Source organism: Cyclobacterium sp. SYSU L10401, from assembly GCF_010993705.1.
Taxonomy (GTDB): domain Bacteria; phylum Bacteroidota; class Bacteroidia; order Cytophagales; family Cyclobacteriaceae; genus Cyclobacterium.
Genome location: NZ_WOFO01000001.1, coordinates 736,058 through 757,694, shown reverse-complemented (window position 1 = coordinate 757,694; position 21,637 = coordinate 736,058). Strand labels below are relative to the sequence as shown.

Sequence of the window (21,637 nt, the reverse complement as noted above, 5' to 3'; positions counted from 1 at the left end):
TTATTCAGACAGGTAAGTAATAATTTTATCGATTTCCTTTATATAGTCATCAATTCTTCCCTTCAATTCAGCAGATGCTTTATTTTCTACCGGTATGTTTCTTACAATTTTACTAATTTTAATTTGATTTTTAAAATCCTCCAAGGCTTCTTCCTGATCAGATAGTTTTTTTTGGTAATCCAAAAGTTGATTTTTAAGGGCAGAATTTTCCTGTTCAAGCCTGCTGACCTTTTGTTCAACCTGCTCAGACAACCTTTCTAACCTTTGAAGTTCATCGAAAACCTTCATTTTACTTTCTGATCAAAGCACCGGCATTTTTTTCAAACATGACCATTAATTTATTCATGGTCTTATCTATTACCTTATCGGTCAGGGTCTGTTGGTCATCCTGAAGGTAAAAGCTCAAGGCATAAGCCTTCTTACCTTTTTCTACTTTATCCCCCGTGTAAACGTCAAACACATTGATCCGCTTTAATAACTTTCCGCCTGCCTTCAGGGACAACTGACGCAATTGGTCAAAACTTACGGCTTGATCAATGACCAGCGACAAGTCTCTTCTGACTTCGGGAAATTTTGAAATTTCCTGAAATTTTTCCTTGCTCCTGGCAAGTTCACACAAAACTTCCCAGTTTAAGCCGGCAAAGTAAACCTCTTGCTTCACTTCAGCCATTTTGCTGATCCGCTCTTCCAGCAATCCTATTTTTCCTATTTCCTGCTGTCTGACCTTCAAAACAAGGCCAAAGACATAAGGTGCTTCCTCTACCACATCTATTTCTGGCTGCTGGATATTCAACTTGGTCAACAGGGCTTCTACGATGGCATACAAATCAGGAAAACCTACCGGCCTGCTTGCATCCATCCAGTTTTCATGCCTGGAATTTCCCGTCAGAAAAAGGGACAACATTTTTACCTCCCTGTAACCCTCCTGCTGTCTTGAATAAACGGAGCCAAACTCAAATAATTTTAAATCTTTTTGTCTTCTGTTTATATTATGTGCCAGTACTTCCAGCCCGGTATACAACAAGGTTTGCCTCAACACCCCCAGGTCTTCACTCAACTTGTTCAATATTACCACATCATCCTGTGCATCCAAAAAGGAAGACTTTTCGGAGTACGATGACTTGCTGAGGGAATTGGTAAGTATTTCACTGTAACCCATTCCTGCCAGCATTTCCGAAACCCTGTATTGTAACTTATTCAGGTCTTTCTCCGGGTGTTCCGCCAAAAAGTCCGACTGGTAGTTCTCCTCCAAAGGGATGGCATCAAATCCGTAAATCCTGAGTATTTCCTCGATGATATCTGCCTCCCGGGTCACATCTACCCGGTAGGGTTTAACCAAGGCCACAAACCCTTCCTCTGATTCCCTGCTGATTTGTATGTCCAATGATTCCAGGATTTGTTTGATTTTACTCCTCTCCAGCTTTTTACCAATCAACCGGTCAATATGCCGGAACTTTACAGGAACCTGAAAATCCGCAATAGCCTCCGGGTAAATATCCACCACACTGGAACTGATGGTTCCCCCGGCCAGCTCTTTGATCAGCATGGCTGCCCTTTTCAAGGCATAGACCGGCATATTGGGATCTGTGCCCCGCTCGAAACGGAAGGAGGCATCTGTTTTAATCCCGTGGTGCTGCGCCCCTTTTCTGATCACATCAGCACCAAAACAAGCACTCTCCAGGAAAATAGAAGTGGTGGAAGCCGTCACACCGGAATCCAGCCCACCCAATACTCCTGCCATACACAAACCCTCTTCCCTATCGCAAATCATCAATTCATCTCCGGTAAGCTTGCGTTCTTTTCCCTCCAGGGTGACAAACACCGTCCCGGCAGGTAATTTTTTTACCTGTATCTCCTGACCCTTGATTTTATCTGCATCAAAAGCATGTAAAGGCTGCCCCAGATCATGCAAAATGAAGTTGGTCACATCCACTACATTGTTGATTGGATCCAGATCCAATGCTTTCAGGTAGTCCTGCAGCCATTTGGGTGAAGGGCATACTTTTAGCCCGCTGATGGTCAACCCGGCATAGCGGGGACAGTCTTTGCTATCTGCTACCGATACCTGTATGCTCCGCCCTTCCTGATCTGATGCAAAACCACTTACATCCGGTATGACCAATGCTTTGCCCAAAAGGGCTTTCAAATCTCTGGCTACCCCAAGATGAGAGGCAGCATCTGCCCGGTTGGGAGTAAGTCCGATTTCCAAAACGTCACTGGTATGCAAATCGAATAAACCGGCCACTGGACTGCCGTTTGGCAAGTCTGTTTCCAACACCAGGATTCCCTCATGGCTGCTACCCAGGCCCAATTCATCCTCGGCGCAAATCATTCCCAGGGAGACCTCTCCCCTGATTTTAGCTTTTTTTATTTCGAATGCTTTCCCATCATTGGGGTAAAGGGTGGTGCCTACGGTAGCTACGGGCACTTTTTGTCCTTTGCCCACATTGGGTGCCCCACATACTATTGGCACAATCTCACCGCCAATATCCACCTTGGTCAGGCTGAGTTTGTCCGCATTGGGATGGGGTTCGCAGTGGGTAATTTCTCCTACAACCACCCCTTTCAAGCCTCCTTTTATGGATTCATAGGTTGTCATGCCTTCCACTTCCAGTCCGGAAGCTGTCAATAAATGGGCTATTTCCTCAGAGGAATGATCAAAAGGAATAAAATCTTTAAGACGGTTGATCGAAATTTTCATTACTAAAGTTTTGACTAAAACACAAATTTACGATAATTGGCCTCTACTGAAAGGTTATTTATCGTAATTTTTCTCGCCTGCCCTGATGGGGATTTCAAGTATGTTTTCCCGGGGTGGAATCGGGCAGGCAAAATCCGGATTGTAAGCACAATAAGGATTAAAAGCCAGGTTGAAGTCAATGGTAATGGAGGATTGACCATCCTGTCTGAGGTTTAGATAGCGTCCTCCTCCATAGGTCTCCTCCCCACTGGTTTCATCGGCAAAGGCAAGAAAAAAATTCCTGCGGTCCGTTTCATCTTCGGCCTGCAGTAAAAGTAACTTTAGAGGTTGTCCCTGCCAATCAAATTCCGCAAAAGAGTGCCGGATATAGCGTTCTATGGAACCATCTGTCATGGGTATTTCCAGAATCCGCTTGTTTTCTGCTGGCACCATTCTCGCCCGAACCTTAAAAGCCGGGTCTATCGGATAAAAGTCCAGTGAATCCAGTGCCTGTTTTTGCTCCTCCTTCAGCGGGGACTCCAGGTTATATTTCAAAAACTTAAATTGCCGTTCTCTTTCCGCTTCTACGGTATCCTGATACAATTGGGGATCTTCGGTTCCTGTAAAGGTATAAAACAAGGATATTCCTACCACCAGGGCCACTATAGTCCAGAAAATATTTTTTTTACTCATTTCTTATTCGATCATGCCTTCATCTGCAAAGCTAAAATAGCCAACATCTGTGAAAATAACATGATCTAATACAGGAAGCTCCAAATTTTTACCTACCAGGCATAATTTCTTGGTCAGGTTGATATCGGCAGCTGATGGCTTGAGGCTTCCGGAAGGGTGATTGTGCACCAGTATCATCGCATTGGCAAGGTACTCCATCCCAAATTTAAAAATTAACTTGGGATCAGCAATCGTAGCAGAAGTACCCCCCTGGCTGATCAGTTGCTTTTTGATTACAAAATTACTTCGGTTTAAAAACAAGGCGTAAAAAAATTCAACCGATTCATCCAGCAATTCCTGACGCATCAATTGATAAACATCTGCAGAAGAGGTGATTTTAAATCGTTTCCGGGGTTCTGCCGCCTTCCTCCTCCTGCCCAATTCCAGGGCACTGACAATGCTGATGGCCTTGGCCTCACCAATACCTTTGAACTTTTTTAAATCGTTTACAGAAAGTTTGGCCAATTGGGCCAGATCATTGCCTACACTCTTCAGGATATGCCTGGAAAGGTCCACAGCACTGAGGTAGCGGGTGCCCGATCCTATCAAAACAGCGATCAGTTCTGCGTCGGTCAAATGAGATTTTCCCCTTAGCAATAATTTCTCCCTTGGCCGGTCTTCTTCTGCCAATGCAGAAATGCGTATAGATCGATAATCTTCCATGGTAAAAAATCAATGGTGACTGGATACAAGCACCCTGGAAAAACCCTCCGCTACCAAACCCTACAACAAAGTTCTTGCTTTCAAGGGATTACCATTAAAAATATAAAAAAATACACATAAAAAAAACCCTGTTTCTCAAAACGGGTTTTTTTTACTGTCCAGAAGTACCTTCTTTAGGAAAGGGTATTCACGAATCTGGTCAATTTAGACTTTTTGTTGGCAGCATTGTTTTTGTGTATCACATTTTTCTTGGCCAATCTGTCCAGCATGGAAGTCACCTGCTTCAACAGTTCCTGCGCCTCAGACTTGTCCTCCGTGTTTTTTAATCTTTTGATAAAGGTCCTGGTAGTTTTGGCCTGGTACCTGTTCCTCAATCTTTTGGCTTCATTTGCACGAATTCTCTTTAAAGCCGATTTGTGATTTGCCATATGTTTTTATGATTAACTTTTTCTTGTTCTTTTATGGACCGCAAATTTAACGGTTTAATTTATAATTGCAAAACATTTGCCCAAATATACCTTGAATAAAGGTTTTATATTCCCCTCTATTTAACTAAATTAACTATCATTTTGAATCCCCTTCCTGCATGAGAATAATACTTTTGATAATTATACTTCTGCAAGCCGGCCTGACGCAGACTTCGGCCTGGGGGTTCTATGCACACAAATTGATCAACAGACAGGCTGTATTTTCACTCCCGACAGAACTGATGGCATGCTTCAAACCACATATCCGGTACATCAGTGAAAGGGCAGTAAACCCGGACCGGAGGAGGTATGCCGTAAAAGGGGAAGCTGAAAAACACTTTATTGACCTGGATGTATACGGGGATAGTGCCCTACTGGTATTGCCCCGATATTGGTCAGATGCCGTAAAGCAGATCGGGGAGGATAGCCTCAGGAATAATGGCATCGCACCCTGGAGTACTTACCAGACATTCCTGCAACTAACCCATGCGTTTGGCCGAAAGGACATTCCGGTCATTCTCCGTCTAGCTGCTGACCTGGGGCATTACTTGGGAGATATTAACGTTCCTTTGCATACCACCAAAAACTACAATGGACAATTTACCGGACAATATGGCATCCACGGATTTTGGGAAAGCCGCCTCCCGGAGCTTTTTGCCTCAGATTACAATTTTTTTGTAGGAAAGGCAGCATATATTCCTGATCCACAAATAGCTATTTGGGAAGCTCTCAGGCAATCGCATGCTGCGCTGGACTCGGTATTGGGATTTGAAGCACGGCTAGATGCACGTTTTCCGAAAGATAAAAAATACAGCTATGAGGAACGAGGCGGCATCAACACCCGGGTATATTCCAAAGCATATAGCAGGGCCTACCACCAGATGCTTGCCGGTCAGGTGGAAAGGCAATTGCGCCATACCATCAAAATGATCGCTGACTTCTGGTATACCGCCTGGATTCTCGCCGGCCAGCCTGAGTTGGATCCAGCGGCAGAACCAATAGATGAAAGCGATAGCCTGTTTATGCCTGATGATTCATTGAAAAAACTGCGGGAACATGAAACCAGTCTCAATGGTTGGTCAGCACCTTTTTGGAAGAGTTCAGGTAAGCCCCAATGCTTTTGGCCAATCTTTCAAAAGTATCGCGAAAGACGTCCTCGTTTTCTTCCAAGAGGGTAACCCTGAATCCCCTCAGGTCTGAACAGAAGGAGCTGACAGGTACCACACAAATCTTCTCTGATGCCAGTAAATTGTAAACAAACCGCTTATCATGAGGCATTTCTTTTTCCTGCAACCACTTATCCAGGTACACCCTTATTCGCTCATCGCTGATGGGTAAAGATTGGTTTTCATCCAAGACTCCTTCTTCAAAAATTACTGTATTGTAAAAAGCACCCTTGGTTTTATTGAACTTGATCCCTTTTACATTGCCCAAAACCTCCTCCATGATCCTACTTCTGGTGCCTATGGCCGCATTGGCTTTTTTCCTGTAAGCTTTGTAATCCGGATGACTCATGATTTTTGGTATGGCCAGCTGGGGCAGGGTAGTAGAGCAAACTTCTATCATTTTGGCATTCTCCAAGGTGGTGCAAAGTTTGGAAAACTCCTCCGAAGTATGCTTGTTATAAAACTCCATCCAGCCACAGCGGGACCCGGGCCAGGGAAACTCCTTGGAAATGCCCTTCAGGGAAATCCCGGGAAGATCATCTCCCAAAATTTCGGAAAGTCCAATGGCCTCGTATCCATTATAGGTGATGTTTTGGTATATTTCATCTGCGATCAAAAGCAGGTTAAACTCCCTGGCAATCTCTACAAACCGATCCAATACCTCCCTGGGATAAACCATACCTGTGGGATTATCAGGGTTGATGATCAATATTCCCACAATCGATGAATTGTATTTCACCTTATTGTACAGGTCGTCCATATCAGGATACCAACTATTACCCGGGTCAAGATTATAGGTAATGGGTCGGGTATTGGCATGAGCAGCCTCTGCTGAACTGTGGGTGGAATAGGCGGGAGAAGGACCAATGATTCTGGCCGTGGGTATAAGAAATTGATAGAGTTTGGCTATCCCATCACCTAATCCATTGAAGAAAAGGATGTCTTCAGGACCAATTTGCACGCCTCCTTTCTTGTTATTGCAGGTGGCCAGAAATTTCCGTGTAGCCATCATACCTTTGCTATCCGCATATCCATAGCTGTGGTCATCCTGAACCAATCCCGCAACGATTTCCTTCATCCATTCAGGAATGACATTATTTTTCTGGATGGGGTCACCAATATTTTCCCAGGTGATGGCATAACCCAACTCTTCTATCATCCGGGCTTTTTTAACTATGCCCCTGATTTCATAATTCAATTCTTCAGCGCCCGGACGCAATAACAATTGTCTCATCATAAATTCCCGTGGTATACCCTGTAAAATACAAAGAAACAAAAAAGAGGATTAACCCATTCAATTTTATTTAAAAAAGAAAACTTAACAGAGGTCAAAACAGGTTGCTCAGGAAAATCGGTTTGCAGCAGGTCAGGCTGTTTCCGTTGAACATATAAATTCATTCGGAGGGAAAATTAATTTCCAAAAAAAACCAGGTTTTCAGATCCTATCCGATCCAGTCAAAGTAAATCAAGGATGGACTTTAAATGCGGCAGAAAAATTGAGAAATTTTATGACAACAGCAAAACAGGCATCAGTCAATTAAATCCTTCCTGATTTATAATCAGTTGATTAGAAACAGGGATTTAATTATATTGGAAAAATTTTGGACATTTCTTGATTTTTTACACAAAAAATCCATATATTCCAGATTGAAGCTTCCAATCACCGGGATTCTTCATATACCTAACCAAATTTAAACGATTGTTACTTCATTCATGGTAGTGACTGGCCAAAATATGTCTTGGGAGAAATTCAATTTTTTTGATTTCATTTAGAATTTTATAGGGATGCGATGGAGGATTTAAAAACCAGTTGGAAAAACTTTTTGGATGAACCTGAGCAAATGAATCAGGAAATGATGAAGGGGTTCAGACACCTGATTCAAAACAGATCCATCATGGTGGAAGGAAACCAGTTTTACATCTACAAAAAGTTATATACCTATTACCCCAGTTCCGGCCACTATTGGAGGAAATGTGCCTGGACCTATCTCAAGGAAAATAATCCCACCTTATCCGAGTCACGGGCTTCCTTTGTGGATATGGAAACAGGAGAATTATTAGATGCCTTTAGTTTAAAAAAAACTTCCTAAAAACGTGGGTTCGACCGATTCTTTTACACCAAAGCCTTCATAACGAAACCTAATACATAACCTGGGTTGAATAATAGCAACCTGGTTTCCGAAAGGGAGGGAATGGGGCACTGAATAAAGCGGAAAAGCACCCGTCTTTCGGGTGCCTTCCTTTAAATTCAATGCATCTTTTTAGAAAAATCCCCGGGTACTATATCAATTTTTTGTATTTAATCCTTCTCGGACTCAAATCACCCAGCCGTTTTCTTTTGTTTTCTTCATAGTCACTGAAATTACCTTCAAACCAGTACACTGAACTATCTCCCTCAAAGGCAAGAATATGAGTACATATCCTATCCAAAAACCACCTGTCGTGGGAAATGATCACGGCACAACCTCCAAAATTCTCCAAGGCTTCCTCCAGGGATCTGAGGGTATTGACGTCCAGGTCATTGGTAGGTTCATCCAATAACAATAAATTCCCTCCTTTTTTCAAGGTCATGGCCAGGTGGACGCGATTTCGCTCACCCCCTGAAAGAACGCCTACCTTTTTTTCCTGGTCTGCCCCGCCAAAATTGAAGCGGCTGACATAGGCCCGGGCATTGATTTCCTTATTTCCCAATTGAATAAATTCATTGCCTTCAGAGATGATCTCGTACACGGATTTTTTGGGATCCAAATCATCATGCTCCTGGTCTACATAGGCAATTTCAACCGTCTCTCCAATCTCAAAATGACCGGCATCGGGTTTTTCTTTGCCCGTAATCATATTGAACAAGGTGGACTTTCCTGCTCCATTGGGGCCTATCACCCCCACTATTCCACCCTGAGGGAGAGAAAAGGTCAGGTCATCAAACAAGAGTTTTTCGCCAAATGCTTTGGACACCCCCTTTACTTCTATGACCTTGCTGCCCAGGCGGGGACCCGGGGGAATGTAAAGCTCCAGTTTGGATTCTTTCTCTTTGGCTTCTTCACCTACCAATTTATCATAGGCATTTAACCTCGCCTTACCTTTGGACTGCTTGGCCTTGGGAGACATGCGAATCCATTCCAATTCTCTTTCCAGGGTTTTTTGTCTTTTGGATTCGGTCTTTTCTTCCTTTTTCAGACGATCCTGCTTTTGCTCCAACCAGCTGGAATAGTTGCCCTTCCAGGGTATGCCTTCTCCCCTATCGAGTTCCAATATCCAACCTGCCACATTGTCCAGAAAGTAACGATCGTGGGTGACTGCGATGACTGTCCCTTTGTACAATTTGAGGTGTTGTTCCAGCCAAAGCACGGATTCCGCATCCAGGTGGTTGGTAGGTTCATCCAGCAGCAATACATCCGGCTCCTGCAAAAGCAACCTGCAGAGGGCCACCCTTCGCTTCTCTCCACCGGATAGGTTTTCTACAATGGCTTCCGCAGGAGGCAACCTGAGGGCATCCATGGCCTTTTCCAACAAGGTTTCCAATTCCCAGGCATTGGCCGCATCCAGTTTTTCCTGAACTTCTCCTTGCTGATTGATCAATTTATCCATGGCATCGGGATCCTCCATCACGGCAGGATCCATAAATTTTTCGTTGATGGCCTCAAATTCCTTGAGCAGGTTGATGGTAGTCTCAACGGCTTCTTCCACCACTTCTTTGACAGTTTTGGCAGGATCTAGTACAGGTTCCTGCTCCAGCATTCCCACAGAATAACCTGGTGACCAAACCACTTCTCCCTGGTATTCCGAATCCCTGCCCGCTATGATTCGAAGCAGAGAGCTTTTACCAGAGCCATTGAGACCCAATACACCAATTTTGGCACCATAAAAAAATGACAGATAAATATCCTTAAGTACTTTCTTCTGTGGAGGGTAGATTTTTGAGACCCCGGCCATAGAAAAAATTATTTTTTCATTACTCATGGTTCTTTTACGTTTAATTTAATCAACAAAGATGGTAAAAAATCCGCTTTCTTAGGATAAATGAAGCATTATTAATTAATTTGCAGAAATTGGAAAAACCACTTCAGAATTACAACCAACCTTGCTGATCATGACGGAGCATCCTTATGGATATATAAAAGAAGACAAAATTTATTTAAAGGGTTTTTTGGGCCAGGAAGACCGGATAATAGGAGAAGTGAAAGAGGACGAAGCCTCCACGATTCGCTATTTCGAGGATCGGTATGAGGTAGTGAAAGGCAAAGTGGAAAAGCTCAAATCAGATATTCAGGAAAATCAGAACAAAGGTTCTTTTCTGATGAAACTGATCCACCTGAAAAATTCTTTGATGAATTATGACGGCCTGGGAGATTTTCCAGCCCTGATCAGGGAACTTGAAGAACAGGAAGCTTACCTGGAAGAAATCATCCAATCCAACAGAAAGAAAAACCTGGAAATCAAAAGGGCCTTGATAGCGGAAGCTGAAGCCATTAAAGACAGTACCGATTGGAAGGAAGCATCCGAAGCTTTCAAGGAATTAAAGCTGAAATGGCTCAAAACCGGACCGGTGGAAAAAGAGCTGGAAGCCGACATAGAACAGGAATTTCAGTCTATTCTGGATGTTTTTTATGGCAACAGGAAAAACTATTTTGACGGACTGGCCCTACAGGCAGAGCAGAACATCAAGGTATACGAAAGCTTGCTGGAGCAGGCCCGGGAAGCCCATGACATGGCCGACGTAAAAACAGCTTTTGAGATCAGCAAGAAGATCCAAAAACAGTGGAAAACCTCCGGCAGGGTACCCGCTGCCAAGAGACAACCTATCTGGGATGAGTTTTCAAAGTTGAACAACCGCATTTTTAGCAGGTACAAACGAATGGCTCAAAACGCACCCAAACTGAGCCCTGGCCTGATGATCAAAAAAATAGAAAAATTGGCCGATGAAATGAAAGTGCTTTCCAGGGGAAAGGTAGATGAGGACAAATTGGCACAGGCCAAAAGGTTGCAGGCAGAATGGAAAAAATTACCTCCAAAAAAACCCAGAAATGCACAACAAAGTATTGGCTCATTCGTATTCTTTTCAGAAATCGTTTTTGAAAAATCCTTTCTGGACAAACTTTGTAATTCCAAGTACCCGGGATTTGAAAATAAACCTATCGAGGAGCAAATCACCATCAAATCCGGTTTACTGAAAGACTTGATTGCCAGAGATCAACGAGAGCTGAATACCGTAAAAGAAAATGCGGACAACTTCAGGACCCAGGAAGATGGGTTTGACCAAATGATGCGAAGAAAAATCGGGGCTTATAAAAGAAAGGTGGACGTGAAAAACCACATATTAAAAGAACTTACAAACAATTGACCCATAATTGTTTGAGATTTAAAAAGAATTTATATTTTTGCACCCCGTTCAAGGGGACGTTTAAAACTTGTGTAGACTATGTATTGGACTTTAGAACTTGCCTCCTATTTGGAAGACGCTCCGTGGCCTGCCACTAAAGATGAGTTGATTGACTTTGCTATCCGTTCAGGAGCACCTTTAGAGGTGGTAGAAAACCTTCAGGAGCTGGAAGATGATGGTGAACCTTATGAGAACATTGAGGAAATCTGGCCGGATTATCCTACCAAAGATGATTTCTTCTTTAATGAAGATGAATATTAAGAATCAACGTCTTCCTCTTTAGGAAGACGTTTTTGTTTATTCCCCACCGGGATTTTTTTTAAAAAAAGCCTGTCATGACTTCCTAAATCCTTAATGCCTTTCTGAGCTTTCCCATACCCGTTTTGCTGACAGGCAATTGGGTTCCATCCTTAAGAATCACCAGGTAATTTTCTTTTTGGTAGGGCTCTATTTTGCTTATTTCCAGAATATTGACCAAATAGGAACGGTGGATTCTAATGAATTCCATCGGATCTAGGGTTTGTTCCAGATCACTCATGGTGTTCAGCTTCAGGTAACTTTTGCCTTCTGATACAATTTTGACATAGTCACCATCTGCCGACATATAAGCAATGTTCTCTATGGGTAGGACATGGATTTTGTTTCCGGTTTTGACCACCAACCGCCTGAGGTTTTCTTTTGGTTGAAGATCCCTGTTGATGGTGGAGGGGTTGGTGACGGTGGAGGATACCTGAGGGTCCTTTGAAACTTTATCTAAGGCTTGTTTCAACCTTTCTTTGGAAAATGGTTTCAGCAAGTAATCCAGGGCATGCTGATCAAAAGCACGCAAGGCATAAGCATCATAGGCAGTGGTGAAGATTACTTTCGGGGGATTTTCCAGTAACTCCAGTAATTCGAAGCCGTTGATTTTTGGCATTTGAATATCCAAAAACAACAAATCTGGCTGCCACTCTGAGATGGCTTTAAACCCTTCAAATCCATCATTGCAGGCTCCTATCACCTGAATTTCCGGAAAATCCTCCAGGTATTCCATTAGGAGCTCCTGCGCCAATGGCTCATCATCTACAATCAAACAGCGTATCATACAAGATAGGGGATTTTAAGGATGGCTGAGAAAAACCCTGCCTTTTGGCTATAGCTAAGCAGGTCTTGCCTTCCAAAAATAAGAAATAACCTTCTTTCCAGATATTTTAGCCCAAATCCTGTCCCGGAGGCTTTCCCTGATTTTTTTTCCGTTGGATTTTGAACAATGATCACCAACATGTTTTTATCCCTTTTCGCCTCAATCCGGATGGTAATCTCTCCCGTGGTACCATACAGCCCATGCTTCACCGCATTTTCTACCAAAGTCTGAATCAACAAAGAAGGCAATTTCACTTCTTTTAACTCTTCGGGGATTTCAATTTCATAGCCCAGGCGATGTCCGAAGCGAATTTTCTCCAGGGCGAGATACTGTGAGATAACTGCCATCTCCTTTTCCAGATTTTCCCATTTATTCGGGTCTTTATTCAGGTTCTCCCGGTAAAAGTCAGCCAGGCCCTGTACCATTTCCCTGGCTTTTTCGGGTTGATTTCCCAAAAGGGCATTGATAGAATTCAGGCTATTGAACAAGAAATGGGGTTGCATCTGCTGTCGCAAATAATGCAACTCCGCATCCTTCGTTAATTTCTGGCGCTGTTCTCCTTGTTGCATCAGCTGAAAATCCTTTACCGTTGTTTTCCCTGACATGATTTGCAATGCCACCAGGTGAAAAAGCAACAAACCCAGGGTCAGCCTGAATGGAACAGAGGCGTCAAAAAATGATAAAAACAATTGATCTCCCCATAAATCACCCTTCCAAACCATTCTGCAAAGGAAAACCAAGGCCATACTGATCAATAAGGAAAACATGAGTGCTGGCCAGGTCCTGAACTTTCCAATGGGATAATAATACAAAATCAGGTTCATGCCCAAGACCCCCAACGCAAAAGCAAGCATGCTCATCAGGGCATCCTGCAGACCCCATGCCCACTGCTGGTGCCAGCAAAACGAACAAACCAACACTCCTGCAAAAACCAACAGTAGAAAGAATACCTGATCCAGCCATTCGCCGGAAATACGATATGATTTTCCAGGAGTTTCCATTCTTAACTTGATTTTCAATAAGAGGAAATTTCAATGCCTCCAAAAATAACCGATCCTGTAATGACCAACTTCTTTTCCGGATCCTGGGTAGCCTGGTGCAGGTAACGCTTGTCTTCCACACCGGCAGCCAGATTGCTTACGCCCAGCTGTACATCCCAGTGGGGAGGCACAATTAGTTTGACACCGCCAAAAACCACGGAAACCTTCAATACTGCCTGACCTTGAATATCAGCATGCATCAAATCTATATCTGTACCACCAAATACGGTGGTGATTTCCCCGCCTTTGAAGTTTTTTGATATCACCTTCCTTTTAATCCCGCAAAAAAGGGCTTCCACATTCAAATAATCGGAATTATCCTTCATCTCCCCTTCTGCGGCCCCACCGGTCCTTAGCTTCTTTTCCCACTTGTCATAATTTCCCTCCCAATCTTTCCAGTTAATCGCCGGATTATTGGTTTTTTTGAAAATGATGAATAAGCCTAGTAAAATCAAACCTACCGGCAATAAATAAGGACCCAATTCGTAGGGAAGGAATATCTTATCTCTTAAAAGAAAGAACCCACCTATCAATAGCAAAACCACCGATCCTGTATTTTGAAAGCCGTTTTTGTAGCCAGAATAAAGGCCTATAGCAATCAATATCATGGGCCAGGAAAATACCCATCCCGGTATAAAAAGGCCTGATTGCTTTAACAGCAGCAATGCCCCGATGACTAAAATCAATAACCCCAGGGCATGATTTCCATTTCTTTCGTTTTTCATGATTGATTAAGTTAAATGTTGCCTTGAAATTACCGGATGTACATTGAATCCTAAAGTCAAATCCCGTAAAACCAAGCCAATCATCGATAAACTGCAGGATTTTCCCGTTAAAGCTGTCCCTTGGTCTTTTCAAGCAGAAAGGCTGCAAAATTCAGGTCTTCCGGCGTGGTCAGTTTGATATTCTCCAGGTTTCCGGGGATCAGGTGGACCTTCCAGCCCATGTTTTCATAGACGGTGGCATCATCCGTAAAATAATCCCTCTCTCCCACAGAAAACGCTTCCCTGATTTTTTCCAGCTGAAAAGTTTGAGGAGTCTGTACCAGTCGGTACCGCTGCCGGTCCCTGAATACCGATTGATCCTCGCTCACTACCTCCCTGATAGAATCCTTTAATGCCACAGCAGCCACTGCACTCCCTCTTTTCGCGGCTTCGACAAAACTTTGATGAATCACCTCTGTGCTTACAAAAGGCCTCACTCCATCATGAATTGCCACCAGTCCCCTTGAGCCTTCAATACTGCTGAGTCCATTGCTGACACTTCCATACCTGCTTTGCCCTCCCTTCACCAATCGGTGGGGAATATCAAAATCATGCTTTAAACACAGCTCCTTCCAGTAGGTAAAATCATTTTCAGGCAACACCAACAGGATTTCCATCCCTTTATCATAGGCATGAAATTTATTTAGGGTATGCATCAGAACAGGCCAATTCCCAATGATCTGGTATTGTTTAGGCACAGCCCCCCCCATGCGTTTTCCTGAACCTCCTGCTACAATTATGGTATATTTTGAAAGCTTATTTTCCATGGATAGGCTCAACTTACCAATAACTTGGAACAAACCAATGCAGATAGCACCTCCTGATGCCCCCCATAAGCTACTTTCATGTTTCTATCAAAAGCCTCCACCTCCAGAATTTCCACTTTGATCCCTAATTTCAAATCCTTACTGTTCAGGTATTTCAGAAACTCATCAGAGGTATGACTCAATGCTTTCAACTCTACCTGCTCCCCAGGCCGGCAATCTGCCAGGCTCTGGTACTCCTGCGTAGCAATTTGCCCGTTTTTATTGGGTATGGGTGAACCATGTGGATCTCGTTGAGGATATCCCAGCAATTCATCCATCCGGTCAAAGAAGGCAGCAGACTGTACATGCTCCAGCTGCTCGGCAATGTCATGAACTTCCTCCCAGCCAAAACCCATTTTTTCTACCAGATACATTTCCGTCAACCTGTGCTTGCGGATAATCCTTGCCGCCATCTGCCGCCCTTTTTCCGTAATCTTTAACGGTTTGTATTTTTGGTATTCCAACAGCCCCATACCTGCAAGCTTTTTAACCATGCTATTCACGGAGGGTAAACTTACTTCCAGGGCCTGAGCGATACCTGTGGTGTTCACTTCATCAGTGGCAATGGCCTGATTAAAGATTACTTTTAAATAATTTTCTATGGATTGGCTGTTCATGACATCAACTTTTCAAACAAATATAAAAAATTATTGAAATAAATTTGTTAGTCTATGCTAACTATTTAAATTTGTTATAACTAATTACGGCCAAAACAGATTGTTTGACCATAAATTAGCCGCATATTTACACATTAAATATTGACACCTGTCTGTAAAGTAGGGAATCATTTGATCAGGCTATCAAATAACAAAAGCGTATGTTGGACCATATCATAGAATATTTAGGAAGTATTTCTCCCGTCAATGCTGCCTTGCTGGCGACATTATTCACCTGGCTTTTGACGGCTCTAGGGGCAGCATTTGTCTTTTTTTTCAAACAAATGAATCGCCCACTGTTAGACGCCATGTTGGGTTTTACGGGCGGAGTGATGATTGCTGCCAGCTTTTGGAGTTTACTTGCACCGGCCATTAGCATGAGTGAGGGGGAGGGATTCATCAAAGTCCTGCCTGCCGCTTTAGGCTTTCTGGGAGGCTCCTTGTTTATCTTTTTCCTGGACAAATTTTTGCCCCACCTCCATGTTAATTTTAAAACGGCAGAGGGAATCAAGACGCCCTGGCAGAAGACTACCCTTCTGGTATTGGCCATTACCATGCACAACATACCGGAAGGCCTGGCAGTTGGGGTATTGTTTGGTGGAGCAGCCTCTGCAGTATCAGAAGCCACTATCTCAGGTGCTGTTGTATTGGCTCTGGGTATAGGCTTACAAAACCTGCCGGAGGGCATTGCCGTGGCCGTTCCCCTTCGCCGCATGGGCATGAGCCGGAGGAAGAGTTTCTTTTTCGGCCAGTCATCGGCTTTGGTAGAGCCAATAGCAGGCGTGCTTGGTGCAGCCGCCATCACAGTATTTACCCCCATATTACCCTATGCCCTGGCCTTTGCTGCCGGTGCCATGATTTTTGTGGTCATTGAAGAAGTGATCCCTGAAACGCAGCAAGCTGGAAACACCGATTTGGCTACCCTGGGATTCATTGGGGGCTTTACGATCATGATGATCCTGGATGTTGCCCTGGGATAGGAAAAGGTGTTCAGGCTTTCATTATTTCTGATACACTTCCGGATTGACAGGATAAGGGATTCTTTCTCCCTTTAATCCGGCAATAATGTTCTCCACCGCACAACGGGTCATCTCATCTCTTGTCTCTTTGGTAGCTGATCCAATGTGAGGAAAAACAACAGCATTATCCATATCCAACAATGGGTTGTCTGGCTTCATGGGTTCGGGATTGGTCACATCGATGCCTGCCCCCCAAATAACCTTTTGCTCCAAAGCGGCTATCAATTCATCCTCACGATGCACACCCCCCCTGGCTGTGTTGATAAAAATAGCTGAGGGCTTCATTTTTTTAAATTGCTCCATACCAAACATCCCCCGGGTTTGTTCCGTCAGGGCGGTGTGAACCGACACCACATCACTTTGCTGCAGCAACGCATCCAGGCTTACCTTCCGGGCGCCAAATGCCTTTTCTGCCTCAGGGTTGCTGCTGCGGTTGTGATAGAGAATGTTCATGCCCCAGGAGCGGTGACAGATCGCTGCCAGTTCAGCACCGATCCTTCCCAGACCTACAATGCCAAGGGTCTTACCCGCCAGGTCAAACCCTAAGCCTTCCGTTGGCTGGGCAATACCCCATTGCCCTTTTTTAATTCTCTTGTGATGGTATAACGCCCTTCTTGCCACGGTCAACATCAGTAGCAATGCCGTCTCAGAGGTAGCTTTGTTCAGCACATTTGGTGTATTGCCTACAGGTATACCCCTCTCGGTAGCCGCTGCTATGTCCACGCTATCAAAACCTACGGAATGCAGGGCCACTACCTTCAGGTGTTTGCATTGCTCAAAAAAATCAGCATCCAGACCGGCCTGACCTGCACTTAGAAAAGCATCATGGCCCTTACAAAACTGAATGGCCTGCCCCCGGTCCAATATCGGCTTTTCTTTCCAGACCGTATAGCTGATCCCTGCTTCTTTCAACATGCGGTAGCCTAGTTCCGGGATGATTTTATTAATAAATACTTTCATTGATTAAAATTAAGACACTTCCGTAAATCCTCAACCCAATCCTATATTCAACTGATTAAGAAGGGCTAAAACCTGTCAGGTTTCATCTACTCAATGACTGTTGGTGTTTGAATATCAACAAAAACCTGACAGGTTTGCGGATTTTAGTTATTTTTAAATACCGACAAGAACTAAACTTCATGATTTTTTAAAACCCAAGCATGTGCCGGAATGAATTTTACTTCACGTATCTGAAATCAAACTTCTGGTCGAAATCTTCCAGAAAGCCAACAATCAACTGAATGACATTTTCAATATCTTTCTTGCTGGCCGTTTCTACCGTTGTATGCATGTATTTTATAGGCAGGGAGATTAATGCTGAAGGCACTCCTCCATTTGAATAGGCAAAAGCATCGGTATCTGTCCCGGTACTTCTGGACGAGGCGGACCGTTGAAAGGCAATGTCCCTGCTTTTTGCACTGGCAATGATCTGGTCCAACAGCTTTTTGTGCACGGCTGCCCCACAAGTAAGTACCGGTCCATTACCTGCGGTATAATCCCCACTGGTGATTTTATTGTACATGGGGGCTGTAGTATCATGGCAGACATCCGTGATGATGGCCACATTGGGTTTGATATTGGCAGCGATCATTTCAGCTCCACGCAAGCCAATTTCTTCCTGAACAGCATTGACAATGTAAAGACCAAAAGGCAAGGATACCTTGTCTTGTTTGATCTTCCGGGCAACTTCTGCAATCATGTATCCGCCGATCCTGTTGTCCAGGGCTCTGCCTGAGTAATACTTGTTGTTTAACTCGGTCAACTCATCTTTGAATGTGACCACACAACCCACATGTATGCCCATTTCCAGGACTTCATCTTTGGAGCGGGCCCCTACATCAAGGAAAATATTCTCCATTTTGGGCGTCTCTTCCTTGGCCTTATCCCTGACATGTATGGCAGGCCAGCCAAATACTCCGGGGACTATCCCCTTATCTGTATGGATATTAACCCGCATGGAGGGGGCGATCATATGGTCCGACCCTCCATTTCTGATCACATAGATGTACCCCTCTGCTGTGATGTAGTTGACAAACCAACTGATTTCATCAGCATGGGCTTCTATGACCACCTTGAAATCTGCTTTGGGATTGATCACACCAACGGCGGTACCATAAGCGTCTGTAAAATAATCATCCACAAAAGGCCGGACATAATCCAGCCAGATTTGCTGGCCAGAGGCTTCAAATCCTGTGGGTGATGCATTGTTTAAGTATTGATAGAGGAATTTTTCGTTTGTATGCATGGGTGGTCTTTTTGAATGCCTGGCATTTGTTTAAGCGCAGTACCGTTTTTCTGATTTACTGAATCAAAATACAAAAATACAGATTAGATGGGGTTTAAAAAACGTAATCCAAAGATTTACCCTAAAATGGACGATTCTCTTAAAGGGGGATGTTTCCATGTTTTTTTCTGGGCAAATGATCCACCTTGTTTTCGAGCATTTTAAAACCTCTCATCAACTTGATCCGGGTCAGGGAAGGTTGTATTACCTCATCAATAAATCCCCTTTCGGCGGCCAAATAGGGGTTGGCAAACTTCTCCGAATATTCCTGTACCTTTTCTGCCAGCTTTTTTTCAGGATGGTCAGATCGGGCAATTTCATTTTTAAAAATAATGGCGGCTGCCCCCTGGGGTCCCATGACGGCGATTTCTGCAGAGGGCCAGGCAAAATTCAAATCTGCACCAATGTGCTTGGAATTCATTACATCATAGGCTCCTCCATAGGCCTTTCGGGTGATTACGGTTATCCTGGGAACTGTAGCCTCTGCAAAGGCATAAAGTAGCTTGGCACCGTGACTGATAATCCCATTCCATTCCTGATCGGTACCTGGCAGGAAACCCGGCACATCTACCAACACAAGCAAGGGTATATTGAAACTGTCACAGAACCGGACAAAACGCGCAGCTTTAACCGAGGCATGAATGTCCAGGACACCGGCAAGTGCCGCCGGCTGATTGGCCACTAATCCAATGGATCTTCCTCCCAGCCTGCCAAAACCTACCAGGATGTTTTGGGCAAATTCCTGGTGCACCTCCATTAAACCACCTTCATCCAGCAGTGCTTGCAGCACCTCATGCATGTCATAGGGCTGATTCGGCCTTTCCGGAATGATATCGTCAAGGACCGGACGCGATTCTTCTCCTGCCTTGTAATTATTGAAGGGAACATCGTCCTCACAATTCTGTGGTAAATAGGCCAGCAATTTGCGGACTTCCTGCAGGCATTCCCATTCATTCTGGCAGGAAAAATGTGATACCCCACTTTTGGTAGCATGCGCAGTAGCACCCCCCAACTCGTCTGCACTTACATTCTCCTGGGTTACTGTTTTGACCACATTGGGGCCGGTCACAAACATGTAGGCGGATTGATTGACCATGAAAATAAAATCTGTAATGGCAGGAGAATACACTGCCCCACCGGCGCAGGGGCCCAAAATCACCGAAATTTGCGGAATTACCCCGGAGGCTTTGGTATTCCTGTAAAACACGTCTGCATAGCCCCCCAATGAATTGACCCCTTCCTGTATACGGGCTCCCCCGGAATCATTTAAACCAATCACCGGCGCTCCGTTTTTCATAGCTAAATCCATGATTTTACAAATTTTCTCCGCATGCGTTTCCGACAGGGAACCACCAAATACGGTAAAGTCCTGGGAAAAAACGTACACCAATCGCCCTTCGATTTGACCATATCCGGTTACTACCCCATCTCCTAAATACTGTTGTTTGTCCAGTCCGAAATCCCTGCTTCTATGCACCACAAAACGATCCAGCTCTTCAAAAGAGTCCTCATCGAGCAGTAAAAGCAGCCTTTCTCTTGCGCTGAGTTTGCCTTTGGCATGCTGGGCTTGCATCCTTTGCTCCCCTCCTCCTTTCAGTGCCTCTTCGTTTTTTGAATGAAGTGTTTCAAACTTCCCGGGTTGATGTCCTTTATTTTTCATGTCAATCAAATATAGTCAGGTAAGGCCAATAGGAAAAATATGGGGCTGCGATATTTACCCGATAAATCAATGAACCGGGTCTTGCCTGGTGGGAAAATATGGGCCATGCCTTTTAACCTGCTCTTTCTGAATATAAAAACATTGGCTTTAATACTTATTCAATAAACTTTCTATATTCGCAGAAACTTTTGAAGACAAGGTTCATGAAAAATAAGGCCGCCGTTATCGACATGGGTACCAATACCTTCCATTTACTCATGGTGGCATTGGGTGAAAAGCATTTTGAAACCATCTACAAGGAAAAGATACCGGTAAAAATCGGCCAGGGTGGCATCAGCCAAAACCTTATATTACCCGATGCCCAAAAGAGGGCCTTGCATACCCTTCACCACTTTAATGAATTGCTCAAGGGGGAGGAAATTGAACAAATATTCGCCTTTGCTACCAGTGCGGTCCGAAATGCAGACAATGGGCACTCCTTTGTAAAAGAGGTGAAGCAACAAACGGGAATAGCCATTCAGGTAATAGACGGGAACAGGGAAGCGGAACTGATCTATAAAGGCATCAGGTTGAGTGGATGCCTGGACCATGCCAATGCCCTGATGATGGATATTGGGGGAGGTTCGGTGGAGTTCATTATTGGAAACGAGGAGCGGATCCTTTGGAAAGGTAGTTTTGAGATTGGGGGGCAGCGCATGCTTGACTTATTTCACTACCATGACCCTATTTTACCTGAAGAAATTGATAAATTGAACCAATATTTATTCCAGAACCTGCAGCCCCTGATCAAGGCCATTGCACTATACAACCCCCGGCAACTGGTAGGCGCCTCAGGAACCTTTGATACGCTGACAGCCATACACCTGGAGGGAAATCAGCAGGCCAACTCCCAAAGCCTGCACAAGCACCTGCTTCCCATCGATTCTTTTCAGGAGATTGCTGCCAGGCTCATTCACCTTACCAAGGATAAAAGATTGGCCATTCCGGGGATGATCCCCATGCGGGTGGACATGATCGTGGTTGCATCCTGTCTGATCAGGTTCATCCTCAACCATTTGGCACCTAAAGATTTGCTCTGCTCTACCTATTCCCTAAAAGAAGGCGTATTATCCGAAATGTTGGAAAAAGTAGCTACCGGTCAGGACCTGACGGTAAACTCCTGGCAATAATCCGGAACAACATTTCCCATATTCTTCA

At 44.2% G+C, this 21,637-nt stretch carries 21 protein-coding genes; 6 read left to right on the top strand and 15 right to left on the bottom strand.

The window, feature by feature from the left end:
* The 5 genes from GL182_RS03160 to rpsT all read right to left on the bottom strand — a co-directional run bounded on the left by GL182_RS03160 (position 1) and on the right by rpsT (position 4,503).
* A complete protein-coding gene (locus tag GL182_RS03160) occupies positions 1-288 on the bottom strand; it encodes a hypothetical protein (RefSeq protein WP_163378092.1) in 288 nt (95 codons plus the stop codon).
* Position 289: 1 nt separating this feature from the next.
* The gene (gene pheT / locus GL182_RS03155; protein WP_163378091.1) at positions 290-2,701 is read right to left on the bottom strand and encodes a phenylalanine--tRNA ligase subunit beta; all 2,412 of its coding nucleotides are present in this window, start codon (positions 2,699-2,701) and stop codon (positions 290-292) included.
* A gap of 54 nt (positions 2,702-2,755) precedes the next feature.
* A complete protein-coding gene (locus GL182_RS03150) occupies positions 2,756-3,373 on the bottom strand; it encodes a DUF1684 domain-containing protein (protein WP_163378090.1) in 618 nt (205 codons plus the stop codon).
* A gap of 3 nt (positions 3,374-3,376) precedes the next feature.
* Positions 3,377-4,075, bottom strand: a complete 699-nt coding sequence (gene radC / locus GL182_RS03145) for a RadC family protein (protein ID WP_163378089.1) — start codon at positions 4,073-4,075, stop codon at positions 3,377-3,379.
* Positions 4,076-4,248: 173 nt separating this feature from the next.
* Positions 4,249-4,503 carry a 30S ribosomal protein S20 gene (rpsT, locus tag GL182_RS03140; protein WP_163378088.1) on the bottom strand — a complete coding sequence of 85 codons (255 nt, stop codon included), beginning with the start codon at positions 4,501-4,503 and terminating at the stop codon, positions 4,249-4,251.
* 158 nt (positions 4,504-4,661) lie between these two features.
* Between rpsT and GL182_RS03135 the strand changes: the two genes are divergently transcribed.
* On the top strand, positions 4,662-5,720 hold the full coding sequence (locus GL182_RS03135; protein ID WP_163378087.1) for a zinc dependent phospholipase C family protein: 1,059 nt from the start codon (positions 4,662-4,664) through the stop codon (positions 5,718-5,720).
* On the opposite strand, the gene GL182_RS03130 is transcribed toward GL182_RS03135, so the two are convergent.
* The gene (locus GL182_RS03130) at positions 5,611-6,942 is read right to left on the bottom strand and encodes a pyridoxal phosphate-dependent aminotransferase (protein ID WP_163378515.1); all 1,332 of its coding nucleotides are present in this window, start codon (positions 6,940-6,942) and stop codon (positions 5,611-5,613) included. The two genes, GL182_RS03135 and GL182_RS03130, sit on opposite strands and share 110 nt — an antisense overlap.
* Positions 6,943-7,498: 556 nt before the next feature.
* Between GL182_RS03130 and GL182_RS03125 the strand changes: the two genes are divergently transcribed.
* Positions 7,499-7,798, top strand: a complete 300-nt coding sequence (locus GL182_RS03125; RefSeq protein WP_163378086.1) for a hypothetical protein — start codon at positions 7,499-7,501, stop codon at positions 7,796-7,798.
* A gap of 190 nt (positions 7,799-7,988) precedes the next feature.
* Here the strand turns inward: GL182_RS03125 and ettA are convergent, their stop codons facing one another.
* Positions 7,989-9,668 (bottom strand): energy-dependent translational throttle protein EttA, encoded by a 1,680-nt coding sequence (gene ettA, locus GL182_RS03120; protein WP_163378085.1) that lies wholly within the window; start codon positions 9,666-9,668, stop codon positions 7,989-7,991.
* Positions 9,669-9,798: 130 nt separating this feature from the next.
* Here ettA and GL182_RS03115 point away from each other — a divergent pair, with 130 nt between their 5' ends.
* Together GL182_RS03115 and GL182_RS03110 are read left to right on the top strand one after the other, a co-directional pair.
* A complete protein-coding gene (locus tag GL182_RS03115; RefSeq protein WP_163378084.1) occupies positions 9,799-11,049 on the top strand; it encodes a DUF349 domain-containing protein in 1,251 nt (416 codons plus the stop codon).
* 78 nt (positions 11,050-11,127) lie between these two features.
* Positions 11,128-11,349: a DUF2795 domain-containing protein gene (locus GL182_RS03110; RefSeq protein ID WP_010855875.1), complete on the top strand. Its 222-nt coding sequence runs from the start codon at positions 11,128-11,130 to the stop codon at positions 11,347-11,349.
* A gap of 82 nt (positions 11,350-11,431) precedes the next feature.
* On the opposite strand, the gene GL182_RS03105 is transcribed toward GL182_RS03110, so the two are convergent.
* The 5 genes from GL182_RS03105 to GL182_RS03085 form a co-directional block, all read right to left on the bottom strand.
* Positions 11,432-12,172 (bottom strand): LytR/AlgR family response regulator transcription factor, encoded by a 741-nt coding sequence (locus tag GL182_RS03105; protein WP_163378083.1) that lies wholly within the window; start codon positions 12,170-12,172, stop codon positions 11,432-11,434.
* Positions 12,169-13,212, bottom strand: a complete 1,044-nt coding sequence (locus tag GL182_RS03100; protein ID WP_163378082.1) for a sensor histidine kinase — start codon at positions 13,210-13,212, stop codon at positions 12,169-12,171. The genes GL182_RS03105 and GL182_RS03100 overlap by 4 nt, the downstream gene beginning before the upstream one ends.
* Positions 13,213-13,226: 14 nt before the next feature.
* Entirely contained in the window at positions 13,227-13,976 is a 750-nt protein-coding gene (locus tag GL182_RS03095) for a LiaF transmembrane domain-containing protein (RefSeq protein WP_163378081.1), read from the bottom strand.
* 107 nt (positions 13,977-14,083) lie between these two features.
* Positions 14,084-14,782, bottom strand: coding sequence for a 2-C-methyl-D-erythritol 4-phosphate cytidylyltransferase (locus GL182_RS03090; protein ID WP_163378080.1), 699 nt, complete (start codon positions 14,780-14,782; stop codon positions 14,084-14,086).
* Positions 14,783-14,790: 8 nt separating this feature from the next.
* Entirely contained in the window at positions 14,791-15,438 is a 648-nt protein-coding gene (locus GL182_RS03085; protein ID WP_163378079.1) for a metal-dependent transcriptional regulator, read from the bottom strand.
* A 200-nt stretch (positions 15,439-15,638) separates the two neighbouring features.
* Here GL182_RS03085 and GL182_RS03080 point away from each other — a divergent pair, with 200 nt between their 5' ends.
* Positions 15,639-16,457 carry a ZIP family metal transporter gene (locus GL182_RS03080; RefSeq protein WP_163378078.1) on the top strand — a complete coding sequence of 273 codons (819 nt, stop codon included), beginning with the start codon at positions 15,639-15,641 and terminating at the stop codon, positions 16,455-16,457.
* 21 nt (positions 16,458-16,478) lie between these two features.
* On the opposite strand, the gene GL182_RS03075 is transcribed toward GL182_RS03080, so the two are convergent.
* The 3 genes from GL182_RS03075 to GL182_RS03065 form a co-directional block, all read right to left on the bottom strand.
* Positions 16,479-17,456 carry a 2-hydroxyacid dehydrogenase gene (locus tag GL182_RS03075; protein WP_163378077.1) on the bottom strand — a complete coding sequence of 326 codons (978 nt, stop codon included), beginning with the start codon at positions 17,454-17,456 and terminating at the stop codon, positions 16,479-16,481.
* A 217-nt stretch (positions 17,457-17,673) separates the two neighbouring features.
* Positions 17,674-18,741: a M20/M25/M40 family metallo-hydrolase gene (locus GL182_RS03070; RefSeq protein ID WP_163378076.1), complete on the bottom strand. Its 1,068-nt coding sequence runs from the start codon at positions 18,739-18,741 to the stop codon at positions 17,674-17,676.
* Positions 18,742-18,880: 139 nt separating this feature from the next.
* Complete coding sequence (locus tag GL182_RS03065; RefSeq protein WP_163378075.1) at positions 18,881-20,440, bottom strand: acyl-CoA carboxylase subunit beta; 1,560 nt, start codon at positions 20,438-20,440, stop codon at positions 18,881-18,883.
* A gap of 203 nt (positions 20,441-20,643) precedes the next feature.
* Between GL182_RS03065 and GL182_RS03060 the strand changes: the two genes are divergently transcribed.
* Positions 20,644-21,609, top strand: coding sequence for an exopolyphosphatase (locus GL182_RS03060; RefSeq protein ID WP_163378074.1), 966 nt, complete (start codon positions 20,644-20,646; stop codon positions 21,607-21,609).
* Positions 21,610-21,637: the final 28 nt, after the last annotated feature.

Bases quoted from the DNA above. Each gene is read 5' to 3' on its own strand.
- GL182_RS03080 (WP_163378078.1), top strand. From the start codon at position 15,639: ATGTTGGACCATATCATAGAATATTTAGGAAGTATTTCTCCCGTCAAT.
- GL182_RS03060 (WP_163378074.1), top strand. From the start codon at position 20,644: ATGAAAAATAAGGCCGCCGTTATCGACATGGGTACCAATACCTTCCAT.
- GL182_RS03115 (WP_163378084.1), top strand. From the start codon at position 9,799: ATGACGGAGCATCCTTATGGATATATAAAAGAAGACAAAATTTATTTA.
- GL182_RS03105 (WP_163378083.1), bottom strand. From the start codon at position 12,172: ATGATACGCTGTTTGATTGTAGATGATGAGCCATTGGCGCAGGAGCTC.
- radC (WP_163378089.1), bottom strand. From the start codon at position 4,075: ATGGAAGATTATCGATCTATACGCATTTCTGCATTGGCAGAAGAAGAC.
- GL182_RS03110 (WP_010855875.1), top strand. From the start codon at position 11,128: ATGTATTGGACTTTAGAACTTGCCTCCTATTTGGAAGACGCTCCGTGG.
- GL182_RS03085 (WP_163378079.1), bottom strand. From the start codon at position 15,438: ATGAACAGCCAATCCATAGAAAATTATTTAAAAGTAATCTTTAATCAG.
- GL182_RS03135 (WP_163378087.1), top strand. From the start codon at position 4,662: ATGAGAATAATACTTTTGATAATTATACTTCTGCAAGCCGGCCTGACG.
- GL182_RS03070 (WP_163378076.1), bottom strand. From the start codon at position 18,741: ATGCATACAAACGAAAAATTCCTCTATCAATACTTAAACAATGCATCA.
- GL182_RS03160 (WP_163378092.1), bottom strand. From the start codon at position 288: ATGAAGGTTTTCGATGAACTTCAAAGGTTAGAAAGGTTGTCTGAGCAG.
- GL182_RS03065 (WP_163378075.1), bottom strand. From the start codon at position 20,440: ATGAAAAATAAAGGACATCAACCCGGGAAGTTTGAAACACTTCATTCA.
- GL182_RS03125 (WP_163378086.1), top strand. From the start codon at position 7,499: ATGGAGGATTTAAAAACCAGTTGGAAAAACTTTTTGGATGAACCTGAG.
- GL182_RS03100 (WP_163378082.1), bottom strand. From the start codon at position 13,212: ATGGAAACTCCTGGAAAATCATATCGTATTTCCGGCGAATGGCTGGAT.
- GL182_RS03095 (WP_163378081.1), bottom strand. From the start codon at position 13,976: ATGAAAAACGAAAGAAATGGAAATCATGCCCTGGGGTTATTGATTTTA.
- GL182_RS03130 (WP_163378515.1), bottom strand. From the start codon at position 6,942: ATGAGACAATTGTTATTGCGTCCGGGCGCTGAAGAATTGAATTATGAA.
- GL182_RS03090 (WP_163378080.1), bottom strand. From the start codon at position 14,782: ATGGAAAATAAGCTTTCAAAATATACCATAATTGTAGCAGGAGGTTCA.
- ettA (WP_163378085.1), bottom strand. From the start codon at position 9,668: ATGAGTAATGAAAAAATAATTTTTTCTATGGCCGGGGTCTCAAAAATC.
- rpsT (WP_163378088.1), bottom strand. From the start codon at position 4,503: ATGGCAAATCACAAATCGGCTTTAAAGAGAATTCGTGCAAATGAAGCC.
- pheT (WP_163378091.1), bottom strand. From the start codon at position 2,701: ATGAAAATTTCGATCAACCGTCTTAAAGATTTTATTCCTTTTGATCAT.
- GL182_RS03075 (WP_163378077.1), bottom strand. From the start codon at position 17,456: ATGAAAGTATTTATTAATAAAATCATCCCGGAACTAGGCTACCGCATG.
- GL182_RS03150 (WP_163378090.1), bottom strand. From the start codon at position 3,373: ATGAGTAAAAAAAATATTTTCTGGACTATAGTGGCCCTGGTGGTAGGA.